Source organism: Stutzerimonas sp. S1 (assembly GCF_025966695.1).
In the GTDB taxonomy this organism is placed as follows: Bacteria; Pseudomonadota; Gammaproteobacteria; order Pseudomonadales; family Pseudomonadaceae; genus Stutzerimonas.
Window position 1 is genome coordinate 343,178 of the sequence record NZ_JAOEIY010000002.1, and the last position, 23,977, is coordinate 367,154.

Sequence of the window (23,977 nt, forward strand, 5' to 3'; positions counted from 1 at the left end):
TGGCAGTTTGCCGCTGGCCGACCACAATCCCCGCCTGTTGATTGGTGGGGAGTTGAGCGGGCATGCGACATCCGAAAGCGGTACGGGGCCTGGCTCTGGCCAATGTGATCCTCTGCGGAATACTGGCTGAGCCCTGGTGGCTCGGTGTGGCCTGGGGCACCGTGGCGTTGTTGCTGCTGGGTGCAGCCATCGGCCGTCGCGATCAGGCTCATCAATCCCTGTCACCTCAAACCGAAGCGCTCGGGCCGCAGGCCGAAACGGACGAACAGCTGCAGTCCCTCGTCGCCGGCGTGCTTCCGCTGTGGGGGCGCCATCTGTTGCTGGCGCGTGGCCAGGTTGGCGAGGCGATCAACGGCCTGTCATCGGGCTTTGCCGAGTTGAGTCAGCGTCTGGTCACAGACGCGCCGCAAAGCGGCCAGAGTGGCCGTGCCATCGAAACCATACAGAAGGCCGAGCTTGGCCTGCACCAGATCACCGACGCATTGCTGCAGACCCAGCAGTACCGCGCGTTGCTGCTGGCCGAAATCGACAGCATCGCCAGCCATACCCATGAGCTCAGCCGCATGGCAGATCAGGTGGGAAAGATTGCCGATCAGACCAACCTGCTCGCACTGAATGCCGCCATCGAGGCCGCGCGGGCGGGCGAAGCAGGGCGCGGGTTCTCCGTGGTTGCGGACGAGGTGCGCAAGCTTTCCAGTGAGTCTGGCGAGACCGGCAAGCTGATCCGCGAGACGGTGGCGACCGTCACCGCTGTCATCGAGAAGGCGCAAGACCTTTCGGCTTCGTTCGCCGCGCGCGAGCAGGGCGTCGTGCAGGAGTCGCAGCAGCTGGTCGAGCACATCGTGCATGACTTCAACGACACCGCCGCGATATTGCAGGGCTCGCTCGAGCAGCTGCAGCAGGAGCGCACGGTACTGGAAAGCGAGCTTAACCAGCTGGTGGTGCACCTGCAGTTTCAGGATCGCGTCGACCAGATCATGGGGCATGTCGGCGACGACATGCAGCGTCTCGAACAGGCGCTTGCGGCCCGGCATGCCGGTAACGGCGAGCTGCCGGAGGCGCGCGAGTGGCTCGAACGCCTTGGCAGCACCTACACCACGTTGGAGCAGCGCGCGTTGCACGAGGGGCGCAGCGCCGAAGCTACCAACGCTTCTTCTTCCTCCATCACTTTCTTTTGAGTTGAAACGAGCATGAGCAAAACGATTCTGGTGATCGACGACTCGGCAAGCATGCGTCAGATGGTCAGTCTGACCCTGCGCGGCGGCGGCTACACCGTGGTAGAGGCGCAGGACGGCAAGGATGCGCTGAGCAAGCTGGACGGCCGCAAATACAACCTCATCGTGTCCGATGTGAACATGCCCAACATGGACGGTATCAGCTTCGTCAAGGCGGCCAAGCAGCTGCCGGCCTACAAGTTCACCCCGGTCATCATGCTCACCACCGAAGGCAGCGACGACAAGAAGCAGCAGGGCAAGGCAGCCGGCGTGCGGGCGTGGATCACCAAGCCGTTCCAGCCCCCGGTATTGCTCGACGCCGTTTCCAAGCTGGTGATCTGACGCATGATCGCAACGGACAACCAGGCCCCGCTGCTGCGCCTGGGTGGTGCCTTCACCATCGAACGCGCTGCCGAATTGAAGGCGCTGCTGCTTGCTGAGATCGAGCAAGGGGCGCCATCTGCCGTCAGTCTGGAAGGCATCTGCGAAATCGATTGCGCGGGCCTGCAGCTGCTGCTGGCGCTCCGTCGCCAGCTGCCATCCGTTCCGCTGACCGCACCTAGCCCGGCCGTCGAACAACTGTTCGCCCGGGTACGACTCACGTCGCTGCTGGATAACTGAGGAAGTCTCATGGATATGCAAGCCGTTCGCAGCGTGCTGCTGGACGAAGCACGCGAGCTGCTGGCCGAGATGGAGCAGGCGTTGCTCGCCATCGAGACGCAAGGGGCCGACAGTGAACGAATCAACGCGATTTTCCGCGCGGCCCACACGCTCAAGGGCTCCTCGGGCATGTTCAACCTGCACCTGGTGGTCGACTTCACCCATCTGATGGAAAACCTGCTGGTGCATGTACGAGCAGGTGAGCAGAGCATCGATGCGCGATTGGTGTCGCTCCTGCTCAACTGTGGCGATTACCTGAGCCGACTGTTCGATAACGTCGCCGACGGTCGTGAAGAGCAGGATCCCGATCCGGCATTGCGCGCCGCGCTGTGCAGCGAGCTGAGCGCTTATCTGGGCGATGCGCCGACGCCGCTCGCAGATTCCGTCGCCGGCCCATCCGTGACCGACGCCGGCCGTTGGCGCATCAGCCTGCGTCCGGAGCCACAGGTATTTGCGCACGGTCTGGATCCTATTCCGTTCGTTCAGTACCTCGCCGATATGGGCGAGGTACTTGCCCTAGAGGTGCTGCAGGACGAATTGCCGACTCTGGAAGCACTGGACCCTGAGTGTTGTCACCTGGGCTTCGTGCTGGAGCTGCAGGCGGATGTCCCGCGCAGCGCCATCGAACAGGCGCTGGAGTTCATCGAGCAGGATTGCGAGATCCTGATTGAGGAACTGCCGACTTCCGATATCGCAGCATGCGAGGCGCCGGGCGCGCTGGCGGATGCACCGGAACGCGCCCAGGCCGAGACGGCGGACAATGCCCGGGTACGTGCGGCGGAGCAGGTGTTCATCAAGGTCGACGCACGCAAGCTCGACGAGCTGATCAACGCTGTCGGCGAGCTGGTCATTCGCAACTCGGCCTGCAACAGCCACAGCGCCAGCCGCCATGACCCTGAACTCAGCGAACTGCTGGCGGGCGTGGGTCAACTGGTGGAGCAGATCCGTGATCGTGCGCTGAACCTGCGCATGGTGCCGATCGGCGAGGTGTTCCAGCGCTTTCCGCGGGTGGTGCGCGACGTATGCCGCGAACTGGGCAAGCGGATCGACCTGAAGGTCAGCGGCGCCGATACCGAGCTGGACAAGTCCATGGTCGAGAAGCTCACCGACCCGTTGTTGCACATCGTGCGCAATGCGATGGACCACGGCATCGAGTCGCTCGAGGCCCGCCGGGCTGCCGGCAAGCCGGAGCAGGGCACGCTGTCGCTCAACGCCTATCACCGCTCCGGGGCCGTGGTCATCGAGATCAGCGACGACGGCCGCGGCCTGGACACCGAGCGCATCCTGCGCAAGGCCATCGAACGCGGGCTGGTAGGGGCAGACGCTCACCTGGCCGAGCGTGACATCCACAACCTGATCTTCGCACCGGGGTTTTCCACTGCGGAAAAGGTCACCGATCTATCCGGTCGAGGGGTGGGCATGGATGTGGTGCGGCAGAACATCGAGCAATTGCGTGGCAGCGTGGATATCGAGAGCAGTCCCGGCCAAGGCTCGACCTTCCGCATCCAGTTGCCGCTGACCCTGGCGATCATCGATGGCTTCCAGGTCGCGGTAGGCGATGCCGACTTCGTGCTGCCGCTGGATCTGGTCGTCGAATGCCTGGAGTTCAGCGAGCAGAACGGCAACGACGTGTTCAGCCTGCGCGGCCAACCTTTGCCTTATCTGCGGCTAGCCGAGCGCTTCGGCATCTCCCGCAAGCCGAGTGCCCGTGAATGCCTAGTGGTGGTGCAGTGCGGTGAGCAACGCGCCGGCATCGTGGTGGATCGCTTCGTCGGTGAGATCCAGGCGGTCATCAAGCCACTGGGCAACTTGCTCAGCAGCATGCGCGGCTTCAGCGGCTCAACGATTCTCGGCGATGGCAGCGTCGCGCTGCTGCTCGATATTCCCGCACTGGTCAGCAGTGCTGCATGACGGGCGTTTCCGTCGTTCAACTTCTTTTCGATTCAAGCTCGAGGCTTAACGATGAATTGGTTCTTGAAACTCAGTCTGGCTAAAAAGCTGCTCAGCGCGTTCTTCACGCTCGCGCTGATCGCCGCAGGCATGGGCCTCTATGGCCTGAGCAACATTATCTCGGTCGGCCAGGCGCTGAACGGGTTGTACCAGAACAACCTGGTCGCCACCGCCAAGGCGCAAAACGCTTACACCCAATACCTGATCTACACCCGTACCGCGTTGCGGCTCCTGACTCAGGAAGGTGCCGAGCGGGAGGAAACCGTCAAGCGCGCCATCCAGTACCGGCAGGTGTCGCAAGATGCGTTCGACGAGTACCGCAAGACGGTGATGAGCGATGCGGAAATCAAGATCGCCGACAAGATCCAGCAGGGCCTGGATGCCTACATTGCCGGGGTACAGAGCGCGTTGGCGCTAGCGCGAGAGGATCGTGCTGCGGAAGGCATGGCTATCATCAATGGTCCGCTACGGCCGATTTCCCACGAAATCGAAAGTAATTTCGAGGCGCTGGTCGGCGAGATGCTGAAGCAGGGCGCTGCAGCGGATCAGGCGGCTGCGGATACCGTCGCCTCGATGAAGGTCGTGATGGGGATCGTCATCGCCCTGGCCGTGCTGGCGGCGATTCTGTTCGGCATGTTGCTGACCCGTGTGGTCGTGCGTCAGCTCGGCGGCGAGCCGGATTACGCCCGAGATGTCGTGCAGCGTATCGCCCAGGGCGACCTGACGGTGAAGGTCAACCTGCGCAAGGGCGACGAGGACAGCCTGCTCGCCGCGATGAATGGCATGGTCGCGCGGCTGACCGATGTCATCGGCCAGGTCACCGCTTCGGCCAACTCGCTGGCTTCGGCTTCCGAGCAGGTTTCCGCCTCGTCCGGCACGCTCAGCCAGAACGCTACCGAGCAGGCATCCAGCGTCGAGGAAATCAGCGCCTCCATCGAAGAGACCGCTGCGACCGTCACGCAGAACGCGGAAAACGCCGGCCTCACCGACAGCATGGCGACTCAGTCGGCGAGTTCTGCGAAGGAGGGCGGCGAGGCGGTACGCGAAACCGTCGACGCGATGAAGTCCATTGCCGACAAGATCAGCATCATCGATGACATCGCCTACCAGACCAACCTGCTGGCGCTGAACGCGGCCATCGAGGCGGCGCGTGCCGGTGATCATGGCAAGGGCTTTGCAGTGGTGGCTGCCGAGGTGCGCAAGCTGGCCGAGCGGTCCCAGGTGGCGGCGCAGGAAATCGGCGCACTGGCCGGTTCCAGCGTGAAGATGTCCGAGCGCGCCGGCACGCTGCTGGAAGAGATGCTGCCGTCGATCGGCAAGACTGCCGATCTGGTCAAGGAGATCGCTGCCGCGTCGCAGGAACAGCGCTCCGGGATCGACCAGATCAACGGCGCCATCGTCGAGCTTTCCAAGACGACCCAGGCCAACGCCTCGGCCTCCGAAGAGCTTTCCGCCACCGCTGATGAGATGAGCAGCCAGGCGCTGCAACTGCAGAGCGTCATGCAGTTCTTCAAGACCGAGCAGCAGCGCGCCGAGCGGGCATCGGGCAATGCGCGTAGCGCGCGCCCGGCGAGTCCTCGCGGTGCGGCGCAGAGCGTCGTGTCGACGGATTCCGTCGATGAAAAACTCTTCGTTAGCTTCTGAGGTGTTCCATGGCTGAGTCCGAGGAAAATCTCGAACTGGTACGGCAGTACCTGATGTTCAACCTGGGTGGCGAAACCTATGGTGTGGGAATCCACGCCATCCGCGAGATCATCGAGTACCCCGGGGTCACGGCAATTCCGCTGGCGCCGCGTTTCCTTCACGGGGTGATCAATCTGCGCGGTGCCGTGGTGCCGGTGCTCGATCTGTCGGTGCGCTTCGGCCAGGACCCCACCCGCATCAACCGTCGAACCTGCATCGTGGTCGTCGAGGTTGCGCAGGGCGACAACCTGCACATGCTCGGTGTTCTGGTCGACGGGGTGACCGAAGTGCGTGAGGTGGAACCGGGCGAAGTGGAGCGCAAGCCGCAGTTCGGCACTGGCCTGCGCAATGACTTCGTCATCGGCATGCTGCGCCGTGAGCAGGGCTTCATCCCGATCCTCGATATCGCCTCGGTGCTATCGCTGGTAGAGCTGGAAACGCTAATCGAGGCCGGCTCCGGGGCTGATGTCGTCGCTGCGGCGGCGGGATAATGCCTCGATGAAGCCGCTCAGCCCCGCCAACTTTCAGAGGATTCAGCAATGGCTGTACCAGACCGCTGGCATCCTTCTGACGACGCAAAAAAGCACGATGGTGGTCAGCCGACTCTGGCGCCGGGTCGATGAGCTGGGGCTGGCAGACTTCGATGCCTATCTCGCCCATGTTTTCAGCCCGGAAGGAAAGGCGGAGCGAGCGGAGATGCTCGACCGCCTGACCACCAACGAAACCTACTTCTTCCGCGAGCCGGCCCATTTCGCCCGGCTCAAGAACCAGATCATTCCCAGCTGCGACGAACGACCGATCAAGGTCTGGTGCGCGGCGTCATCGACGGGGGAGGAGCCTTACAGCCTGGCGATGGTGCTGAGCGATCAGCTCGGTGACGATGGCTGGCAGGTGGTGGCCAGCGATATCTGTGGCCGGGCGCTGCAGCAGGCACGTAGCGGCCTGTATCGTCAGGATCGCCTGGAGCTATTGCCGGTCGACTACCTCAAGCGCTATTGCCGGCGTGGAACGGGTGCTTATCAAGGAATGATGATGATCGATTCGGCGCTGCGTGCCCGAGTGCGTTTCGAGCAGCACAATCTGCTGAGCCCCTGGCCGGAGGCGGCGGCCTTTGACGTGATTTTCCTGCGCAATGTCCTGATCTATTTCGATCAGCCGACGCGCCAGCGAGTGATGGACAACCTGTGTGCGGCCCTGCGTCCAGGCGGATGGCTGATCATCGGCCATTGCGAATCGCTGACCGGTATCCATTTGCCGCTGCAGCAGCTGGCGCCGTCGATCTACCGTGCGCCGGAATCGGTGGCAGCGCGGAAGGTGTCGGCATGATCAAGGTGATGATCGTCGACGATTCGGCCGTGGTGCGCTCGATGCTGCGCGAACAGCTGGAGGCAGAGCCGGATATCGAGGTGATCGGTGTTGCGCCCGATCCGTTGTTCGCGTTCCAGAAGCTGCGTACCCTGCGCCCCGATGTGCTGGTGGTCGATGTGGAGATGCCGCGGATGGATGGCGTGACGTTCCTGCGCCAGCTGATGCAGGAAGACCCCATCGCCACCATCGTGTTTTCCTCCCTGGCCGAACAGGGCTCGGCCATCGCACTGGATGCGATGGATGCCGGTGCGGTGGCGATCCTGTGCAAGCCCGGTGCTGGCGTTGGACAGTTCATCCAGGAGCAGCGTATGCAGCTGGTGCAGACAGTGCGACAGGCGGCCGCCAGCCGCCTGCGGCGCGTGGCGCGTCCGACCAGGCTCGCAAGCAGCGGTGTTTCGCCCCTGGTCAGCACGGCGCTGAGTCGGACCACTGATGCGATCGTCGCCATCGGCACCTCCACTGGCGGAACGCGGGCGTTGGAATATCTGCTCAAGCGGATGCCAACCGACTGCACCGGGCTGGTGATCGTGCAGCACATGCCGGCGAACTTCACCCGGCAGTTCGCGCAGCGGCTCGACGCGGCCTGTGACATCGAGGTTCGCGAGGCGCAGGATGGCGACCGTGTATTGCCGGGGCGGGCGTTGATTGCACCGGGCGGCCTGCACCTGAGCGTCCGGCGCAATGGTGCGCAGTATCAGGTGATGGTGCAGGATGGCCCGCCCGTCTCACGCCACAAGCCGTCGGTCGATGTGCTGTTCCGTTCGCTGGCCAAAGCGGCGGGGCGCAACGCGCTCGGTGTAATCATGACCGGCATGGGCGATGATGGCGCCCGCGGGCTGAAGGCAATGCGCGACGCCGGGGCGGCGACCCTGGCGCAGGACGAAGAGAGCTGCGTGGTGTTCGGCATGCCCAAGGAAGCGATTCGCCTGGGCGGCGTAGAGCAGATTTGCAACCTGGAGGATCTGCCCGAGCGGATCGCTCATTACGGACAGAAGATTTGACAGCATTGGAACCATCTATAGGGGCGGGGTTGGCTGAACTGCCGGAAGCAGTCCGCGCGCGGCAGGTGCTGATCGTCGAGGACAGCCCCTTTCAGCGCGAGCTGCTCTGCGCGTTGCTGAGGGCGCTCGGTCTCCATCGAATTCAGCAGGTCGATGATGGTGGAGCTGCCCTGGCGATCCTGCAGCATTGTCGCGACGAGCTGCCGCTGCTGCTGGTCGATCTGGAGATGCCGGGGATGAACGGCATCGAGTTACTGCAGCGATTGGGTGAGGAGCGGATTTTCTGCGAAGTGGTAATCGTCAGCGCCCGTGAGGAAGCGCTGATCTGTACGGTCGAAGGGATGATGCAGGCGGCGGGTGTGCCTCTGCTCGGCAGTCTACGCAAGCCGATCGAGGGCCGTGATCTGCACCGGCTGCTGTCCCTGGCGGGGCGGCGCCGAGAGGACCAGGGGCGTGCCGAGCGTGCGCAGCCGCTGCCTAACGAAGTTGAGCTCGAGTCAGCGCTCCAGCGCGGATGCATAAGGCCCTTCTACCAACCCAAGGTGCACCTGCGAAGCGGAAGGGTAACCGGCTACGAAGTGCTTGCGCGTTGGCTGGAGCCGGACGGCGAGCTGATCCCGCCAGCCGATTTCATACCCCTGGCCACCGGCAGTGGCCAGCTCTGCGAATTGACCTTCAGCCTGGTACGGCAGGCCCTGCAACATTTGCTGAGCTTGCAGGATGCGTCCATCAGCATCGCCCTGAATGTCGATATCAGCCTGCTGGCCAACCGTCATTTTGCCGATGACCTCATTCATCTGGTGGCGACTGCGCGTTGTCATCCGAGCCAGGTGATCCTCGAAGTCACCGAGAGTGCGTTGATGGACGATCCCCTGGTGACGCTGGCGTCCGTCGGACGTCTGCGCCTGGCCGGTTTCGGCCTTTCCATCGACGACTACGGTACCGGCTTTTCGACCCTGCGCCAGCTTTCGCGTCTGCCGTTCACCGAGCTCAAGATCGATCGTGCTTTCGTTTGCGAGGCCCATCAGAACCGGCGTGCGCGGGCGATCCTGTACTCGGCGATCGAGACGGGACACAAGCTCGGCTTGCCTTGCGTGGCCGAAGGGGTCGAGTGCAAGGATGACCTGTTGCTGCTTGAGCTGCTGGGTTGTCATTCAGGGCAGGGCTACCTGTTCGCGCGACCGATGCCAGCCGAGCGACTTGCCGACTGGCACCTGCAGCACAAGGGCCGGACGTCCCTCAACGACTGGCTCGTTGAGTGAGATCGGTGCAGCGCATGGCCAGGTTCTCCCGTCTACTTGCCCCAATAGGCGCCTGCCTGTTGTTGGTGTTGCTTACCCTCGCAGCGCTCCAAGTCGTGCGCAGCAAGGTCGCGGCCAATAATGCCGCCCAGTTCGGCGCGCAAATGCTGGTGATGAAGGATTTGCTGCAGTACTGGCAGCACCGCCACCTGTTAGCCGTTCGGGGAATGACGGAGCGGCATGACGTGCAGGCCTGGGCGGCTCGCCGGCCGGACACCCCCGATGCCAGCGTCGATACCTATCTGGCCGAACACCTGCGCCCGCTGTATCTGGGGCAGGGATATGTAGGACACGTGCTGTTCGATGGCGACCTGCGGGTGATAAGTGACAGCAACCAGCCACATCGGCGCACCTTTGCGCTGCCGGAGCCAGCCAGTGACATGCTGCTGCGCAGTCAGGGCGAGGGCGCGGCCATTTCGCGCCCATTTCCGGCGCCGGTGCCGTTGCTGAACCCTGAGCAGATCTTGCCGGCAGGCACGCTCATGCAGATGGCCTGTGCACGAGTCGAGGCTGGCCGCGCTGAGCAGGTTCGCCCGCCCGTGCTATGCCTGCGCCTGGCGCTGGATAACGAACTGGGGGCGTTGCTGGCAAGGTTGGAAGGGCCACAGACCCGGGTGTTTGCGGTAGACGATAAGGGGCTGCGGCTCACCTCGTCTTCAGGGATCGGCGATACATGGCACTTATCAAGCGGCCTGACGTTCGGTCCCGGCCATGACTCGGTCCGCTATTCCGAAGGCTACGTTGATCGTGACGGCACGCAGGTTGCGGGCGCGGCGCTCTGGCTGGATGAGCTCGATCTGGGGTTGGTCGTCGAGCATGACCTGCTGCCGCTGTATGGTGCGTATCGACTTGGGCGCAACCTGATTCTGACCTTGTGCGCGACGGCCGTCGCCCTGGTGATCTGGCTGACGTTGCGAACCCGACGTGATCGACACCACCTTGCCGAGCGCGAATCGCTTTACCGGCAGGTGCTTGATCACTTGCCGCTGATGGTCCGCATACGTGATCCGGAAGGGTGCATGAAACTGGAGAATGCGGCTGTACGAGGTTCCGATGTCGAGAGCTGGGGTAGCCTCGATCTGTGCGATGGCGGCCTGAGCAGCGAACTGCCTCCGTTAAGCCAGCTGGTGTGGGAAACGCAGCGGGAAACCTTGCGCACCGGTATCTCGCAGGAACGCCAGTTCGTGTCGAGGGGAACAAGCGTAGAGCAGGCTGACTTTCGTGCCTATCGCCTGATCGCGTTTCCCATACTCGACAACAAGGGTGAGCTCCGGGCACTGGGCAGTCTCGCCATCGAGGAAACCGAGCAGGCCCGCGATCGGCTCGCCTTGAGCGCGCTGGCGGCTGATCTGGAAAGACAGGTACATGAGCGAACCGTCGAACTGGTGGCAGCCAAGGAAGAGGCCGAGGCGGCCGCCCAGGCCAAGGCCAATTTCCTCGCCAACATGAGCCACGAGATTCGTTCGCCGCTCAACGCCGTGGTAGGGCTGGCGCACTTGGCCCGGCGCAGCAACCGCGAGGCGAAGGTGGATGGCTACCTGGACAAGATTCTCAAGTCCGCGGAGCACCTGCAGGAAGTCGTCGGCGACATCCTCGACTTCAGCAAGATCGAAGCCGGTGAAATGCAGATCGAGCGGGTAGCTTTCTCGCTCCAGCGGCTGCTGGAAAGCGTCATGGACATCGTATCCGAGCGCGCCCGGGGCAAGCCGCTACAGTTGATCGTGGACATCGATCCGCAACTGCCCGGGCGGTTTTACGGCGATCCGCTGCGCATCGTGCAGATTCTGATCAACTTCATGGATAACGCGATCAAGTTCACCGAGCGCGGCAGTATCTCGCTGCGGGTTCGGCTGGATGAGACCCGCGGCGCGTACTGCCATCTTTGTTTCGAGGTTCAGGACAGCGGCATTGGCATGCCGGCCGACAAGCTGGAGGAGATGTTCAAACCCTTCCAGCAGCTGGATGACTCCATCACGCGCCGTTACGGTGGTACGGGGCTTGGGCTGGCGATCTGCGCACAGCTGGCGAGCCTGCTTGGCGGTTGCCTCATCGCGCGCAGCGAGCCGAACGTAGGCAGTCTGTTCGGTCTGGCCCTCTCGCTGGAAACCGTGGTGGGACAAACGGCGGACGGTGAAGAGTGTGGTGATGCGCTCGATGAGTACTCCCTGCGCGGTCGACGCGTGCTGTTGGTAGAGGATGACCCGCTTAACCAGGAGGTGGCTTGCGAGCAGCTCACCTCGCTGGGACTCGAGGTGACCACGGCGGCCAATGGTGTGGATGCGTTGCAGCGCGTGACCAGCGATCCCGACATTGATCTGGTCCTGCTTGATGTTCAGATGCCCGTCATGGACGGGTTGGAAGCGGTTCGCAGGCTGCGACTGGATAATCCCGACCTTCCAGTGATTGCCCTGACCGCCAACAATCTCAGCGGTGACCGCGAGCGCTGCCTGCAGGCCGGGATGAGCGACTACCTGGCCAAACCCATTGATCCGAGACATCTGGAGGCGGTGTTGGAGCGCTGGCTGTGCCGTGCGCCCCAGCGCCCCGTCGCCGAGCCTGTACAGGTGCAAGGACAGCCAGCATTACCAGCGATCGACGGCCTTAATCAGCAAGCCGCGCTTGAGCGACTGTTGAATAACCATGAGCTGTATACAAGCCTGCTGAGCCGCTTTGTCGGTGATTACGCGGATGTGGCGAAAGGGCTGCACATCAGCCTGACGAACGGCCGCGTCGAGGATGCCAAGGAGTCGCTGCATCAGTTCAAATCGCTGGCTGCGACGCTCGGCGCCGAGCGGCTGCAGCAACTCAGCACGGCGTTAGAGATGTGCCTGCGTGAGGAGCGCATCTGGACCGACGTTTACGACGATTTTGTTGCGGAGTTCGATCGATTGCTCAAGGCGATCGGGGCAGCGCTGGTTTCACCGGAGCGTTAGCGGAGCGGCCTTCTCCAGGCGTCATCGCTCGCATGGACTGGACCGTTCCGGACGTGGCGGCACTGCCTGCGTTTCCATGATGGCTGCGTTAACATCACGGCCTTTTTTCATTCAGGCCGATGTCATGGATCAGTCGTCTCCGCTTGCCAGGTACGAGCTGGCCATCGCCCGTGAGGGATTTGTCAGCGATGCCGCCCAGCTGCGTGCAGTAGAGCTGTTGCAGGACTGCCATCAAGTGTTGCAGCAAGGCGGGATTTCGGCCCCCGGCGTCTACCTCTGGGGCCCGGTGGGGCGCGGCAAGACCTGGCTGATGGACCTGTTTCACGCCAGCCTGACGGTTCCGTCGCGGCGGCAGCATTTCCACCATTTCATGCGCTGGGTGCATATCCGGCTGTTCCAGCTCAACGGCACGGCCGATCCGCTGCAGGCGTTGGCCAAGGAGCTATCGGAAGAAATTCGCGTGCTCTGCTTCGACGAGCTGTTCGTCGGCGACATCGGCGACGCCATCATCCTGGGGCGCCTGTTCCAGGTGCTCTTCGAGCACGGCGTGGTGATCGTCGCCACCTCCAATCAGCCGCCGGAGCAGCTGTATGCCGACGGCTTCAATCGCGAGCGCTTTCTGCCGGCCATCGATGCCATTGTGCAGCACATGCAGGTGGTGGATGTGGATGGCGGCGCCGATCACCGCCTGCGTCCTGGCGCGGGGCTGCAGCGCTACTGGATCACCCAGCCCGGCAGCGGCGCGCTGGCCGCGACGTTCGAAGCGCTGGCCGATGGACCGGTCAGTGTCGAGCCATTGTCACTCAGCCGTCGCCAGCTCGACGTCGTGCGGCGTAGCGAATCGGTGCTCTGGTGCCGCTTCGCCGATCTCTGCGAACAGCCGTTTTCGGCGCTGGACTTCATCGAGCTGTGCGACCGTTTCACAGCGATCCTGATTGGCGACGTGCCGAAACTGGGCGGCACCCAACGCGATGGACGCATCGCCCGCGGCACCGAGGATGGCGCCTCGCGGGTGGTGGCGGGCGATCGTCAGCTGCCCAGGCTCGCCGCGCGGGATGATGCCGTGCGCCGCTTCATCGCGCTGGTGGACGAGTGCTACGACCGGCGGATTCCGCTCTATATCGAAGCCGAGGTGGCACTGGACGAGCTGTATACCGAGGGCTATCTGGCATTCCCGTTCCGCCGCACGCTCAGTCGCCTGCAGGAAATGCAGCTGCAGCGCTTTGGCTGAGCGCTGTCTCAGTCGCGGTAGAACACCTGCACCAGGTGATAGCCGAACTGGCTCTTTACCGGGCCGTGCACCTCGCGCAGCGGCTTCTTGAAGATCACCTGATCGATGCTGCGCACCATCTGCCCCGGGCGCACTTCGCCGAGGTCGCCACCTTTTTTGCCGGACGGGCAGGTCGAGTATTTGCGCGCGAGTACGTCGAATGCCTCGCCATTGGCGATGCGCTTTTTCAGCTGCGTGGCTTCGGCTTCGGTCTTGACCAGAATGTGGCGGGCCATGGCTTTGGGCATGCTCGGTATCCTCGATTGCACAGGGGCGCGATTGTAGTCGTGCCACCGCGAATGTCGACCGTAGCGCCGCGCCGATACAAGCACTTCGCATGCGTAAGGTCGATGGGCGGTAGTTCTACCATTGTGGGTGATAGCGCTAACATCCGGCCAAACAAGCAAAACAATGGATTCCTCGCATGCCTTCAGTGCATCCCTCAAAGGCTTCTGCACTTCCGGTGCTGGTCGTCATGGGCGTCAGCGGTTCCGGCAAGACCGATACCAGCCACGCCGTCGCCGACGCGCTCGGCCTGCCGCACATCGAGGCGGACAACTTTCACCCGGCAGAGAACGTGGCGCGCATGCGTGCCGGCACGCCGCTGTCCGATGCCGACCGCGTGGAGTGGCTGCACGCGCTGATCGCTGAAATGCAGCGCACTTTAGCGGCAGGCAGCGGCTTCGTGCTGGCTTGCTCGGCGCTCAAGCGCAGCTACCGGGAGTTGCTGCGCAGTGCGGTCCCGGAGCTGCGTTTCGCTCATCTGGCCATCGACTACGAAACCGCCGTGCAGCGCGTCGGCGGCAGGCCGGGGCATTTCATGCCGATTTCCCTGGTCGACAGCCAGTTCGCCACCCTCGAATCACCCGAGGGCGAACCCGGCGTATTGACCGTGGATGCCAGCCAGCCCCGCGAAGACGTTCTGCGCCAGATCGTCGATTGGATGCAGGGCGCCGGTCTGGATGAGCTTATTGAAACCCGGGTCGATCTTTCCTCGCGCCCGTTTGATAGCGCTACCACGGCGCCACCTTTGACCAACGAGCCGATCTACCGCGGCGCGGTCGCCCAGCAGTTCGACCGCCTGACCGACTGGCTGATGGCCGCACTGATGGCCTTCATGGTCATCGTGGTGTTCTCCAGCGTGGTGCTGCGCTACGCCTTCGGCACCGGTTGGACCGGTGCCGAGGAGCTGTCGCGGCTGGCATTCGTCTGGCTGGTGTTCGTCGGCGTCGCTTCGAGCATGCGCCGCGGCGAGCTGATGAGCTTCTCCATGCTGCGCGACCGTTTCCCGCGGCTGTTCCGCCGCGTCGTCGACTCTCTCAGCTGGCTGCTGGTGGCGGCTGCGAGCGGCCTGGCGGCCTGGGGTGGTTGGAATCAGATGCAGTTCGGCTGGACTATCAACAGCCCGGTAGTCGGCTACCCGCTGGGCCTGGCGATGTTGCCCGTGGCTGCCAGCATGGTCGCGCTGGCGGTGTTGGCGCTGCTGCAGCTGGTGAATGTCTGGCGGCGCGATCAGCCATCGGCCACCGCCGCTGCGAATGTCACCGCGGACTGAAGCGACGCCGCACTCAGAACAATACGGGCACTGCCCAACCGAGGACCTTTCATGATCGTCGTCGTCTTCCTTTCTTCGCTGCTGGGCTTCATGACCCTTGGCATGCCCATCGCCTTCGCGCTGCTGCTCACCGGCTCGGTGCTGATGTGGTACCTGGATTTCTGGGACGTGCAACTGCTGGCGCAGAACCTTCAGGCCGGTGCCGATAGCTTCCCGCTGCTGGCGGTGCCGTTCTTCATTCTTGCTGGCGAGCTGATGAACGCCGGCGGCATCTCGCGGCGCATCATCGCCATGGCGCAGGCCTATTTCGGTCACAAGCGTGGCGGCCTGGGTTACGTGGCGATTGCCGCTTCGGTGCTGCTGGCCAGCATGTCCGGCTCGGCGCTGGCCGATACCGCCGCGCTGGCAACGCTGCTGCTGCCGATGATGCGCGAGCGCGGCTACCCGCTGAGTTCGTCGTCGGGCCTGGTGGCGGCGGGCGGGATCATCGCACCGATCATTCCACCCTCCATGCCGTTCGTGATCTACGGCGTGGTGACTGGCACGTCGATCAGCCAGCTGTTTCTCGCCGGCATGGTGCCTGGGCTGATCATGGGCATGGGTCTGATCGTCGCCTGGACGCTGATCGCCCGGCGGATCGACGAACCGAAACAGGAAAAGGCCAGCGCCGCCGAGCGCCGTCGCGTGCTGGTCGATGGGGCGGCGGCGCTGATGCTGCCGGTGATCATCGTTGGCGGGCTGCGTGGCGGGCTGTTCACCCCGACCGAAGCCGCCGTGGTCGCCGCGGTCTACGCGCTGGCGGTCTCGACTCTGCTGTATCGCGAGCTGACTTGGGCCGGGCTGGTCGAGGTGCTGACCCGTGCCAGCCGCACCACGGCTTCGGTGATGTTTCTCTGCGCCGCCGCAACCGTGTCGGCGTACATGATCACACTTGCCCAGCTGCCCGACGAGATCGCGGCGATGCTCGGCCCGCTGGCGCAGGACCCGAAACTGCTGATGATCGCCATCATGCTGCTGATGATCGCCGTCGGCATGGTGCTGGACCTGACCCCGACCATCCTGATCCTCGGTCCGGTGCTGGCGCCGATCGCGATCAAGGCCGGCATCGATCCGGTGTATTTCGGCGTGATGTTCGTGCTGATCGGCTCCATCGGGCTGATCACGCCGCCGGTGGGCACCGTGCTCAATGTGGTCGGCGGCATCGGCCGGCTGCGCATGGAGACCCTGGTGCGTGGCGTGATGCCGTTCTTCCTTATCTATCTGGTCATCGTCGGGCTGCTCATCGCCGTGCCCTCGATCATCACCGTACCGCTGGCCTGGCTGCGGTAACGCCGGTCGTGCAATCCCAGCGTTCAACAACCCAACATCCAACAACAAGAAGGTATCCCGACATGAAACGACTCCTCATCAGCACCCTGGCTGCCGCCTTGCTCGGCAGCACGCTCAGCCTCGGTTACGCGCAGGCCGCGGACGACATCCGCCCACGCATGATCCGCTTCGGCTACGGGCTCAACGAAGACAGCAATCAGGGCAGGGCGGCCAAGCTGCTGGCCGATGAAGTGGCCAAGGCCTCGGGCGGCAAGCTGAAGGTGCGCACCTTCGCCTCCGCCAGCCTCGGTTCCGACGACCAGATGCAGAACGCACTGATCGGCGGCGCGCAGGAGATGATGGTCGGCTCGACCGCGACGCTGGTCGGCATCAGCAAGGAAATGGCGGTGTGGGATACGCCGTTCCTGTTCACCGATCCGCGCCAGGCCGATCAGGTACTGGACGGCCCGGTAGGCCGGCAGGTGATGGACAAGCTCGAAGATAAGGGCCTGGTCGGGCTGGTGTACTGGGAGAACGGTTTTCGTAACGTGACCAACAGTGCGCGACCGATCGAGAAGCTCGAGGACTTCGATGGCATCAAGCTGCGCGTGATGCCCAATCCGGTGTTCATCGACACCTTCAAGCGCATGGGCGCCAACGCGGTGCCGCTGCCGTTCTCCGAGCTGTTCACCGCGCTGGAAACCAAGGCGGTCGACGGCCAGGAGAACCCCTAAAACACCATCCTGTCCTCCAAGTTCTATGAGGTGCAGAAGTACCTGAGCGTGACCAATCACGTCTACAGCCCGTGGATCGTCACGGTTTCCAAGCGCTGGTGGGACGGGCTATCGGCGACCGAGCAGGGCATCCTCATGAACGCCGCGGAAAAGGCCCGTGATGCCGAACGCGAGGATACTCGGCACGAGGCCAGCCAGGCCCTGGCGGCGCTGAAGGAGCGGGGCATGCAGATCAACGAGGTCAGCCCGGAACAGATCCAGCGCATGCGCGAGCAGGCGCAACCGGCGATCCAGACGGTGATCGACGCGGTCGGCCAGGAGCTGTTCGACCAGGTGCAGGCCGAGGTGGAGAAGGCTGCGCATTAGGGCGTGACCTGCGCCTGCCCGCTGCTAGAATTCGCCGCATTCAACCAATGGATCACGCATGACCACACGCCGTCGCCGCTCCGCCGAGCGGGTCACCCTGTCCGATGTCGCACGCAGCGCTGGCTGCTCGCTGATGTCGGCGTCCCGCGCGCTGTCGCAACCGGAGCTGGTATCCGACGCTCTGCGCGAGCGTGTCGAGCAGGCGGTCAAGGCGCTTGGCTACGTGCCGCACCCGGCGGCGCGCAGTCTGGCCAGTTCGCGTTCCAATCTCGTGGCGGTGATCATTCCTTCGTTGTCCAACGCGGTGTTCGTCGACACCGTCGAGGCCATCCAGCGCGTGCTGATGCCCGCGGGCTACGAAATGATGATCGGCGTCAGCCACTATCGGCCCGAAGAGGACGAGCGTTTGCTACGCGCCTATCTGGCGCACCAACCGGCCGGGTTGCTGATCACCGGGTTCGAGCGCAGCGAAGCTGCCCGTGCGGTGCTGGCCAACTACACGGCTCCGATGGTCACCCTGATGGAGCTGAGCGAGCGGCCGGACGACTACTGCGTAGGCTTCTCGCAGCTGGAAGCCGGCGTGGCCATGACCCGTACTCTGCTCGAGCGCGGCTACCGTCACGTCGCCTTCGCCGCGGCGCAGCTGGACCCGCGGACCCTGCAGCGGGCCGAAGGCTATCGCCAGGCGATGCGCGAGGCCGGGCGCCATGAGCCGACCCTGGAACTGCTGACGCCGCAGCTGTCGTCCATCGGCCTTGGTGCCGAGTTGCTGGATCGGCTGCTGGCGCAGCATCCGCAGATCGACGCGGTGTTCTTCAACAACGACGACCTGGCTCTCGGCGCGCTGTTTCACGCCCGCCAGTTGGGACTGGATGTGCCGGGGCGGCTGGCGATCGCCGGTTTCAACGACCTGCCGGCCGCAGCCTGGATGCATCCGGCGCTGAGCACCGTGCGCACTCCGCGTGGCGAAATCGGCGAGCTGGCGGCGCAGATGCTGCTGAGCCTGATGCGCGGCCAGCAGCCTGCCGAGCGCTGTATCGACGTGGGCTTCGAAGTGGTGATGCGCGACAGCGCCTGAGGCGGGCGTTCGACGCCCGCCGGTGCGTCAGAGCTGCTCCTGCTGCGCGGTGACCTGCTGGGCGATCTCGATCATCTGCTCGCGCATCCAGCGGTTGGCCGGATCCTGATCGGTGCTTTCGTGCCAGTAGATGTGGGTTTCCAGCGGCGTGATGTCCACCGGCAGGTCGACCTGATGCAGGTTGTGCCGGCGCGCGAAACGCTCGGGAACGGTCACCGCCATGTCGGTCTGCTCAATCACCTGGGTCGCCATCAGATAGTGCTGTGAGCGCAGGGCGATCTTGCGCTGGAGGCCCATCTTGCCCAGCGCCAGATCCACCAGGCCGAGGCCGCTGCGGCGGCTGGAAATATGGATGTGCGACAGCGACAGGTACTGCTCCAGGGTCAGCTTGTCCTTGGCCAGCGGGTGGCCGCGGCGCATGGCGCAGATGTAACGATCTTCCAGCAGCTTGACGTGACGTACCTGCGGGTCGGTGTTGAGCGGCGCGTCCATGGCGAAGTCCAGGCGGCCGGCGGCCAGTTCCTTGGTGGTTTCGCGGCGCTTGGCCAGCATGCTCTCGATCTTCACGTTCGGTGCCAGGCGGCGCAGGCGCTGGAACAGCGGCGGTAGCATCACCGCCTCGGTCAGGTCGGTCATGCTGATGCGGAAGGTCTTGTTCGCCTGGGCCGGGCTGAAGGTCCGACTTTCCTGCACCGACACCCGCAACAGCTGCAGCGCATTACGTACCGGGCCGATGATGTTCTGCGCCATCGGCGTCGGCACCATGCCCTGGGCGGTGCGCACGAACAGTGGGTCGTTGAAGGTTTCGCGAAGGCGGGCGAGGGCGTTGGAAACGGCGGGCTGGGTGATGCCGACGATCTGCCCGGCGCGGGTCAGATTGGCCTCGGTGTAGATGGCATCGAAGACGATGAAAAGATTCAGGTCGACCTTGTTCAGGTTCATTGTTGTGCTCTCCGGCGTGTATCGGAATTCGCCGATCATATATCGGTGATGAATGTTTATACACGAGGAAAATAGCTTAGATAAATCTCCGGGCCTCATCTAGCATCCAAAACTACAAAACATTACCTGCCAGAAGGTTGTCGCCCATGGATTTCGCCTACTCCCCGAAGGTTCAAGAGCTGAGAGAGCGCGTGCAGGCGTTCATGGACGCTCACGTTTACCCCGCCGAAAAAGTGTTCTACCAGCAGGTCGCCGAAGGCGATCGCTGGCAACCGACCGCCATCGTCGAGGAGCTCAAGGCCAAGGCCAGGGCAGAGGGGCTGTGGAACCTGTTTCTGCCGGACTCCGAGCTGGGCTTCGGTCTGACCAACCTCGAATATGCACCGCTCGCCGAGATCATGGGCAGCTCGGGTCTCGGCCCTGAGGCCTTCAACTGCTCGGCGCCGGATACCGGCAACATGGAAGTGCTGGTGCGCTATGGCAGCGACGCACACAAGCGCCAGTGGCTCGAACCGTTGCTTGCCGGCGAGATCCGCTCCTGCTTCGGCATGACCGAGCCGGGCGTCGCATCTTCCGATGCGACCAACATGCAGGCCCGCGCGGTGCGCGAGGGTGATGAATGGGTCATCAACGGGCGCAAGTGGTGGACCTCCGGCGCCAACGACCCGCGCTGCAAGATCATGATCTTCATGGGCCTGACCAACCCGGAGGCGCCGCGCCACGCGCAGCACTCGATGATCCTGGTACCGATGGATGCGCCGGGTGTCACCGTGCTGCGCCATTTGCCGGTGTTCGGTTACGACGATGCCCCACACGGCCACGCCGAAGTGCTGCTGGAGAACGTGCGCGTACCTTACGAGAATGTCCTGCTCGGCGAAGGTCGCGGTTTCGAGATCGCCCAGGGTCGTCTCGGCCCGGGCCGTATTCACCACTGCATGCGCTCGATCGGCGTTGCCGAGCGGGCCCTGAAGCTGATGTGCGAACGTTCGGTGGCGCGCACCGCCTTTGGCAAGCCGCTGGCACGGCTGGGCGGTAATCTCGACCACATCGCCGATTCGCGCATCGAGATCAATATGGCGCGGCTGCTGACGCTCAATGCAGCGCACATGATGGATACCGTTGGCAACAAGGTCGCCGCCAGCGAGATCGCGCAGATCAAGGTGGTCGCACCCAACGTGGCGCTCAAGGTGATCGATCGCGCCATTCAACTGCACGGCGGCGCGGGCGTCTCCGACGATTTCCCGTTGGCGCACTGGTACGCCATGCAGCGCACGCTGCGCCTGGCCGATGGCCCGGACGAAGTCCATCGTGCTTCGATCGGCAAGCACGAGCTTGGCAAGTACGTTCCGCGCGAGGCGCTGCGCGGGCATTGAGCCGGCGGCGACAAGTAGCGACGGGCAGGTCGTGGACCTGCCCGCAGCCCCATCGAGTAACTGGCGCCTGAGATCGCCGCCGGCGCTCAGTAGATCCAGATTTCGACCCGGCGATTCTTCACACGCCCGCCATCGCCCTCGTTAGAAGCAACAGGAAGTTCTGCACCCATCCCGTTGATTTCTCTGACATACGCTCCATGCTTGGCCAGCTCGCGACGGACTGCCATTGCGCGTAGCTTCGACAGCAGCGCGGCGCGGGCCGAGTCGTTCTTGGCGTCACCGAAACCGACGAGGGCAACGCTATCGGTGAGTTTGCCGTGCTCGCGCAGGTAGTCGATCACCCGGCCGATATCGCGCTGGGCCTTGTTGTCCAGCTGGGCGCTGCCTTCATCGAAGCGGAAGTTCACCGTCAGTCGTTGCGCCTGCTCGCTCAGCTGCCGGTAGAAGCCCGGCATGCCCGCCTGCGGCGCTTGCCTGATCGCCTCGACATGCTGACCGACGTAGCCGGATGCATCGACGATGCGCTGTCCGGCAGGACTATGGATGAACTCGATGTAGGCCTGGGTCCAGGGCGACTGTCCTTCCGGCTTCGCATACATGAACAGGCGCCGCGACAGCGGGTAATCCTCGGTGGCGATCAGCGCGGTGTTTGGCGGCATGGGTTGCGACTCGCCATCGGCGATGGCCAGGGCCTTGGCCTTGCCCACCGAAGCCAGGCCGACGAAGCCGATGGCGCCGCGGTTGGTGGTGATCGCCCGTGATAGCTGGTCATTGGACTCGTAGCGCTGCGCCTGCGCGGCCAGCGATTTGCCTTGTGCCGCCAGCACCAGTTCCTTGAAGGTGTCATAGGTGCCGGAACGATCATCGCGGGCGTGCAACTGTACGGTGAGGTCGAGCCCGCCCAATTCCTTCCAGTTACTGATTTCCCCGGCAAACAGACGCGCCACCTGGGTGGTATTCAAGGCATTCAGCGGATTGTCCGGATGCACGATGATTGCCAGTCCGTCGATGGCGATGACCTGTTCGGCCTGCGGCTGGCGCAGATCGCCGAGTGCGGAAAGCTCCGCATGTTCGCTGCTCTTGATCGGCCTCGATGCCGCCGCCAGATCTGTAGTCCCGGCCTTCAGGCCCACGAAACCGGTGCCGGTGCCGTGGGCGGCGACGTGGGCATACAGCGAGCGTCCGGCGGCATTACGGGCGTTTACACGTTGTTCGTTCTCGACCGAGCCGGGTTGCACACTTATCTCGCGCAGGCCCTGCGACTCGAAGAAACCGGAGATCAACATCGGCGCGAGCTTGGCCCCGACCGTGTTGGAGCCCTGGATGCGTAGAACCGGCTGCTCCCCCAAAGGCAGCGGCAGGGCGGCAATCACCGCCCCTGGCAGGCCGTAACAGACTAATCCGAGCACCAGGAGCAGCAGGGTGCGGCTCCAGATATCGCGGTCGGAACGAGATGACGTCATTGTCGCAGCCTCCATTTTGGCGAGGCTGCGAGATTAAGACGAACAGATGACTGAAATATGACAGCAACCGCTCTGCAATGAGGGTTGTGAGCTGATCAGCAACCGTTGTGATGTCAGGCGCAGTCGATCCACACCGGGCAATGGTCGGAAGGCTTGTCCATCGCACGGATGTCGTAATCCACGCCGGCAGCGCGGACTCGTGCGTGCAGCGGCGCGGTGGTGAGGACGTAATCGATGCGCAGTCCCCGTCGCGGGTCGTCCTCGAAGCCACGGCTGCGGTAGTCGAACCAGCTGAAGCGGTCGGCGACGGTGGGGTTGAGGGTGCGGAAGCTGTCCTGCAGGCCCCACGCCTTCAGACGGCCCAGCCATTCGCGCTCTTCCGGCAGAAAGCTGCACTTGCCGGTGCGTAGCCAGCGCTTGGCGTTCACTTCGCCGATGCCGATATCGCAATCCTCGGGCGAGATGTTGAAGTCGCCCATCAGCGCCAGCGCTTCGCCCGGCGTGAAGCGTTGCTCCAGCATGGCCAGCAGGTCGGCGTAGAACTTGCTCTTGGCGGGGAACTTGACTGGGTGCTCACGGCTTTCGCCTTGCGGGAAATAGCCATTCATCACGGTGACCGGTTGACCGTTGGCGTCGGCGAAGCGGCCCCAGATGAAACGTTTCTGCGAGTCCTCGCCATCGTCGGGAAAGCCCTTATGAATCTCCAGCGGCGCCTGGCGGGAGAGCAGGGCAACGCCGTAGTGACCTTTCTGGCCGTGAAAATGCACGTGGTATCCGAGTGCCTCGATGTCCGCCTGGGGAAACTGCTCGTCGGCGACCTTGGTTTCCTGCAGACCGATGACGTCCGGCTGATGCTTGTCGATCAGTGCTGCCAGCTGATGCGGTCGCGCGCGAAGGCCATTGATGTTGAAGGAGACGATTTTCATGGAAAGCTGTTCCGGCAAAAAAAACGCAGAGTTTAGGCGTTGTCTTGCGCAACAGGCGAGCCTCCAAACTGCACTGACGGTACGGTTGCCGGAAATTCGGCAGTGGCCGGGAGGTGGTGCTAACGTGCAACACAAATGCATAACAAGAGAAGCCGACTATGCCGGACACCTCGGAGATACGGATGCTCGACAGCGGATATGCCCGCGAAGCCCGTTCCTTGCTCTACCACGCTTACCGCCACGATCCCACGTTTGCCTATCTGTTCGACGCTGACCGACCCGGCTACGACCAGCGTGTGCGCGCCACGGTACGCGAGCTGGTCAATCAGCACTTCCTGCAGGATCAGCCGGCACTGGGTCTGTTCATTCAGGATCGGCTGATCGGTGTGGCGCTGATCGCGCCACCGCAGCGTCGGCTGGATATCACGGAGAGCTGGGCCTGGCGTCTGCGCATGCTGCTGACTGCGGGTTTCCGTTGCACCCGGCGTTATCTCGAGTACCACGCGACGGTTCTGAGTTGCTTGCCGCCAGGTGCCTTTCACGTGTTGCCGCTGCTGGGCGTACATCCGCAGTTCCAGGGCCAGCGTTACGGCGAGCAGCTGCTCGAGGCGCTGCACAACTGGTGCGCCGCCGACCCGAGCTCTGCCGGGTTGGTGATCGACACCGGCAACGCGCGCTATCTCAACTTCTATGAACGCCAGGGCTATCAGGAAATCGGCCAAGTCGCGATCGGCCCGGTGATCGAGCACGTGTTCTTCCACCCGGCACCGGAGCAGGTCGCCGCCGTCGGCCCCTGAACGCGCCGAATTCTGCTGCGCTTCGCCAGTCACAACTGGCGAAGCCGCAACGATT

The 23,977-nt window shown here is 63.6% G+C and carries 20 protein-coding genes and 1 pseudogene; 17 read left to right on the forward strand and 4 right to left on the reverse strand.

The window, feature by feature from the left end; all coding sequences use genetic code 11:
• Window positions 1-62: 62 nt before the first annotated feature.
• From N8H22_RS05530 to zapE, 11 genes are all read left to right on the forward strand, one after another.
• Window positions 63-1,178 carry a methyl-accepting chemotaxis protein gene (locus tag N8H22_RS05530; protein WP_264589613.1) on the forward strand — a complete coding sequence of 372 codons (1,116 nt, stop codon included), beginning with the start codon at window positions 63-65 and terminating at the stop codon, window positions 1,176-1,178.
• A gap of 12 nt (window positions 1,179-1,190) precedes the next feature.
• Complete coding sequence (locus N8H22_RS05535) at window positions 1,191-1,556, forward strand: response regulator (protein WP_264589614.1); 366 nt, start codon at window positions 1,191-1,193, stop codon at window positions 1,554-1,556.
• A 3-nt stretch (window positions 1,557-1,559) separates the two neighbouring features.
• Window positions 1,560-1,835 (forward strand): STAS domain-containing protein, encoded by a 276-nt coding sequence (locus N8H22_RS05540; protein WP_264589615.1) that lies wholly within the window; start codon window positions 1,560-1,562, stop codon window positions 1,833-1,835.
• A 9-nt stretch (window positions 1,836-1,844) separates the two neighbouring features.
• Window positions 1,845-3,785: a chemotaxis protein CheA gene (locus N8H22_RS05545; RefSeq protein ID WP_264589616.1), complete on the forward strand. Its 1,941-nt coding sequence runs from the start codon at window positions 1,845-1,847 to the stop codon at window positions 3,783-3,785.
• Window positions 3,786-3,836: 51 nt separating this feature from the next.
• Window positions 3,837-5,468 carry a methyl-accepting chemotaxis protein gene (locus N8H22_RS05550; protein ID WP_264589617.1) on the forward strand — a complete coding sequence of 544 codons (1,632 nt, stop codon included), beginning with the start codon at window positions 3,837-3,839 and terminating at the stop codon, window positions 5,466-5,468.
• Window positions 5,469-5,476: 8 nt separating this feature from the next.
• Window positions 5,477-5,998, forward strand: a complete 522-nt coding sequence (locus tag N8H22_RS05555) for a chemotaxis protein CheW (RefSeq protein WP_264589618.1) — start codon at window positions 5,477-5,479, stop codon at window positions 5,996-5,998.
• A 7-nt stretch (window positions 5,999-6,005) separates the two neighbouring features.
• A complete protein-coding gene (locus tag N8H22_RS05560) occupies window positions 6,006-6,833 on the forward strand; it encodes a protein-glutamate O-methyltransferase (protein ID WP_264589619.1) in 828 nt (275 codons plus the stop codon).
• Window positions 6,830-7,876 (forward strand): chemotaxis response regulator protein-glutamate methylesterase, encoded by a 1,047-nt coding sequence (locus tag N8H22_RS05565; protein ID WP_264589620.1) that lies wholly within the window; start codon window positions 6,830-6,832, stop codon window positions 7,874-7,876. Before N8H22_RS05560 ends, N8H22_RS05565 begins: the two co-directional genes overlap by 4 nt.
• Window positions 7,877-7,905: 29 nt before the next feature.
• On the forward strand, window positions 7,906-9,138 hold the full coding sequence (locus N8H22_RS05570) for an EAL domain-containing response regulator (protein ID WP_264589621.1): 1,233 nt from the start codon (window positions 7,906-7,908) through the stop codon (window positions 9,136-9,138).
• 14 nt (window positions 9,139-9,152) lie between these two features.
• On the forward strand, window positions 9,153-12,110 hold the full coding sequence (locus N8H22_RS05575; protein ID WP_264589622.1) for a response regulator: 2,958 nt from the start codon (window positions 9,153-9,155) through the stop codon (window positions 12,108-12,110).
• A gap of 124 nt (window positions 12,111-12,234) precedes the next feature.
• Window positions 12,235-13,341 (forward strand): cell division protein ZapE, encoded by a 1,107-nt coding sequence (gene zapE, locus N8H22_RS05580; protein ID WP_264589623.1) that lies wholly within the window; start codon window positions 12,235-12,237, stop codon window positions 13,339-13,341.
• A gap of 8 nt (window positions 13,342-13,349) precedes the next feature.
• Here the strand turns inward: zapE and N8H22_RS05585 are convergent, their stop codons facing one another.
• On the reverse strand, window positions 13,350-13,628 hold the full coding sequence (locus N8H22_RS05585) for a peptidylprolyl isomerase (RefSeq protein WP_264589624.1): 279 nt from the start codon (window positions 13,626-13,628) through the stop codon (window positions 13,350-13,352).
• Between the two features lie 176 nt (window positions 13,629-13,804).
• On the opposite strand from N8H22_RS05585, the gene N8H22_RS05590 reads away from it, so the two are divergent.
• The 4 genes and pseudogenes from N8H22_RS05590 to N8H22_RS05605 all read left to right on the forward strand — a co-directional run bounded on the left by N8H22_RS05590 (window position 13,805) and on the right by N8H22_RS05605 (window position 18,421).
• The gene (locus N8H22_RS05590) at window positions 13,805-14,935 is read left to right on the forward strand and encodes a gluconokinase, GntK/IdnK-type (protein WP_264589625.1); all 1,131 of its coding nucleotides are present in this window, start codon (window positions 13,805-13,807) and stop codon (window positions 14,933-14,935) included.
• Between the two features lie 51 nt (window positions 14,936-14,986).
• Window positions 14,987-16,264 (forward strand): TRAP transporter large permease subunit, encoded by a 1,278-nt coding sequence (locus N8H22_RS05595; protein WP_264589626.1) that lies wholly within the window; start codon window positions 14,987-14,989, stop codon window positions 16,262-16,264.
• 62 nt (window positions 16,265-16,326) lie between these two features.
• Window positions 16,327-17,343, forward strand: a pseudogene (locus tag N8H22_RS05600) (TRAP transporter substrate-binding protein).
• A 58-nt stretch (window positions 17,344-17,401) separates the two neighbouring features.
• Complete coding sequence (locus N8H22_RS05605; RefSeq protein WP_264589627.1) at window positions 17,402-18,421, forward strand: LacI family DNA-binding transcriptional regulator; 1,020 nt, start codon at window positions 17,402-17,404, stop codon at window positions 18,419-18,421.
• A gap of 27 nt (window positions 18,422-18,448) precedes the next feature.
• On the opposite strand, the gene N8H22_RS05610 is transcribed toward N8H22_RS05605, so the two are convergent.
• Window positions 18,449-19,363, reverse strand: a complete 915-nt coding sequence (locus N8H22_RS05610) for a LysR family transcriptional regulator (RefSeq protein WP_264589628.1) — start codon at window positions 19,361-19,363, stop codon at window positions 18,449-18,451.
• Window positions 19,364-19,509: 146 nt separating this feature from the next.
• Here N8H22_RS05610 and N8H22_RS05615 point away from each other — a divergent pair, with 146 nt between their 5' ends.
• A complete protein-coding gene (locus N8H22_RS05615; protein ID WP_264589629.1) occupies window positions 19,510-20,736 on the forward strand; it encodes an acyl-CoA dehydrogenase in 1,227 nt (408 codons plus the stop codon).
• Between the two features lie 86 nt (window positions 20,737-20,822).
• Here N8H22_RS05615 and N8H22_RS05620 read toward each other — a convergent pair whose 3' ends face one another.
• Window positions 20,823-22,199 (reverse strand): phosphate ABC transporter substrate-binding/OmpA family protein, encoded by a 1,377-nt coding sequence (locus tag N8H22_RS05620; RefSeq protein ID WP_264589630.1) that lies wholly within the window; start codon window positions 22,197-22,199, stop codon window positions 20,823-20,825.
• A 113-nt stretch (window positions 22,200-22,312) separates the two neighbouring features.
• Window positions 22,313-23,125 (reverse strand): exodeoxyribonuclease III, encoded by an 813-nt coding sequence (gene xthA / locus N8H22_RS05625; protein WP_264589631.1) that lies wholly within the window; start codon window positions 23,123-23,125, stop codon window positions 22,313-22,315.
• Window positions 23,126-23,283: 158 nt separating this feature from the next.
• On the opposite strand from xthA, the gene N8H22_RS05630 reads away from it, so the two are divergent.
• Window positions 23,284-23,922: a GNAT family N-acetyltransferase gene (locus N8H22_RS05630; RefSeq protein WP_264589632.1), complete on the forward strand. Its 639-nt coding sequence runs from the start codon at window positions 23,284-23,286 to the stop codon at window positions 23,920-23,922.
• Window positions 23,923-23,977 lie beyond the last annotated feature (55 nt).

Coding starts and splice junctions, on each gene's coding strand:
- N8H22_RS05550 (WP_264589617.1), top strand. CDS start 3,837: ATGAATTGGTTCTTGAAACTCAGTCTGGCTAAAAAGCTGCTCAGCGCG.
- N8H22_RS05590 (WP_264589625.1), top strand. CDS start 13,805: ATGCCTTCAGTGCATCCCTCAAAGGCTTCTGCACTTCCGGTGCTGGTC.
- N8H22_RS05535 (WP_264589614.1), top strand. CDS start 1,191: ATGAGCAAAACGATTCTGGTGATCGACGACTCGGCAAGCATGCGTCAG.
- N8H22_RS05540 (WP_264589615.1), top strand. CDS start 1,560: ATGATCGCAACGGACAACCAGGCCCCGCTGCTGCGCCTGGGTGGTGCC.
- N8H22_RS05555 (WP_264589618.1), top strand. CDS start 5,477: ATGGCTGAGTCCGAGGAAAATCTCGAACTGGTACGGCAGTACCTGATG.
- N8H22_RS05605 (WP_264589627.1), top strand. CDS start 17,402: ATGACCACACGCCGTCGCCGCTCCGCCGAGCGGGTCACCCTGTCCGAT.
- xthA (WP_264589631.1), bottom strand. CDS start 23,125: ATGAAAATCGTCTCCTTCAACATCAATGGCCTTCGCGCGCGACCGCAT.
- N8H22_RS05545 (WP_264589616.1), top strand. CDS start 1,845: ATGGATATGCAAGCCGTTCGCAGCGTGCTGCTGGACGAAGCACGCGAG.
- N8H22_RS05565 (WP_264589620.1), top strand. CDS start 6,830: ATGATCAAGGTGATGATCGTCGACGATTCGGCCGTGGTGCGCTCGATG.
- N8H22_RS05575 (WP_264589622.1), top strand. CDS start 9,153: ATGGCCAGGTTCTCCCGTCTACTTGCCCCAATAGGCGCCTGCCTGTTG.
- N8H22_RS05530 (WP_264589613.1), top strand. CDS start 63: ATGCGACATCCGAAAGCGGTACGGGGCCTGGCTCTGGCCAATGTGATC.
- N8H22_RS05630 (WP_264589632.1), top strand. CDS start 23,284: ATGCCGGACACCTCGGAGATACGGATGCTCGACAGCGGATATGCCCGC.
- N8H22_RS05620 (WP_264589630.1), bottom strand. CDS start 22,199: ATGACGTCATCTCGTTCCGACCGCGATATCTGGAGCCGCACCCTGCTG.
- N8H22_RS05560 (WP_264589619.1), top strand. CDS start 6,006: ATGAAGCCGCTCAGCCCCGCCAACTTTCAGAGGATTCAGCAATGGCTG.
- N8H22_RS05595 (WP_264589626.1), top strand. CDS start 14,987: ATGATCGTCGTCGTCTTCCTTTCTTCGCTGCTGGGCTTCATGACCCTT.
- N8H22_RS05615 (WP_264589629.1), top strand. CDS start 19,510: ATGGATTTCGCCTACTCCCCGAAGGTTCAAGAGCTGAGAGAGCGCGTG.
- N8H22_RS05610 (WP_264589628.1), bottom strand. CDS start 19,363: ATGAACCTGAACAAGGTCGACCTGAATCTTTTCATCGTCTTCGATGCC.
- zapE (WP_264589623.1), top strand. CDS start 12,235: ATGGATCAGTCGTCTCCGCTTGCCAGGTACGAGCTGGCCATCGCCCGT.
- N8H22_RS05585 (WP_264589624.1), bottom strand. CDS start 13,628: ATGCCCAAAGCCATGGCCCGCCACATTCTGGTCAAGACCGAAGCCGAA.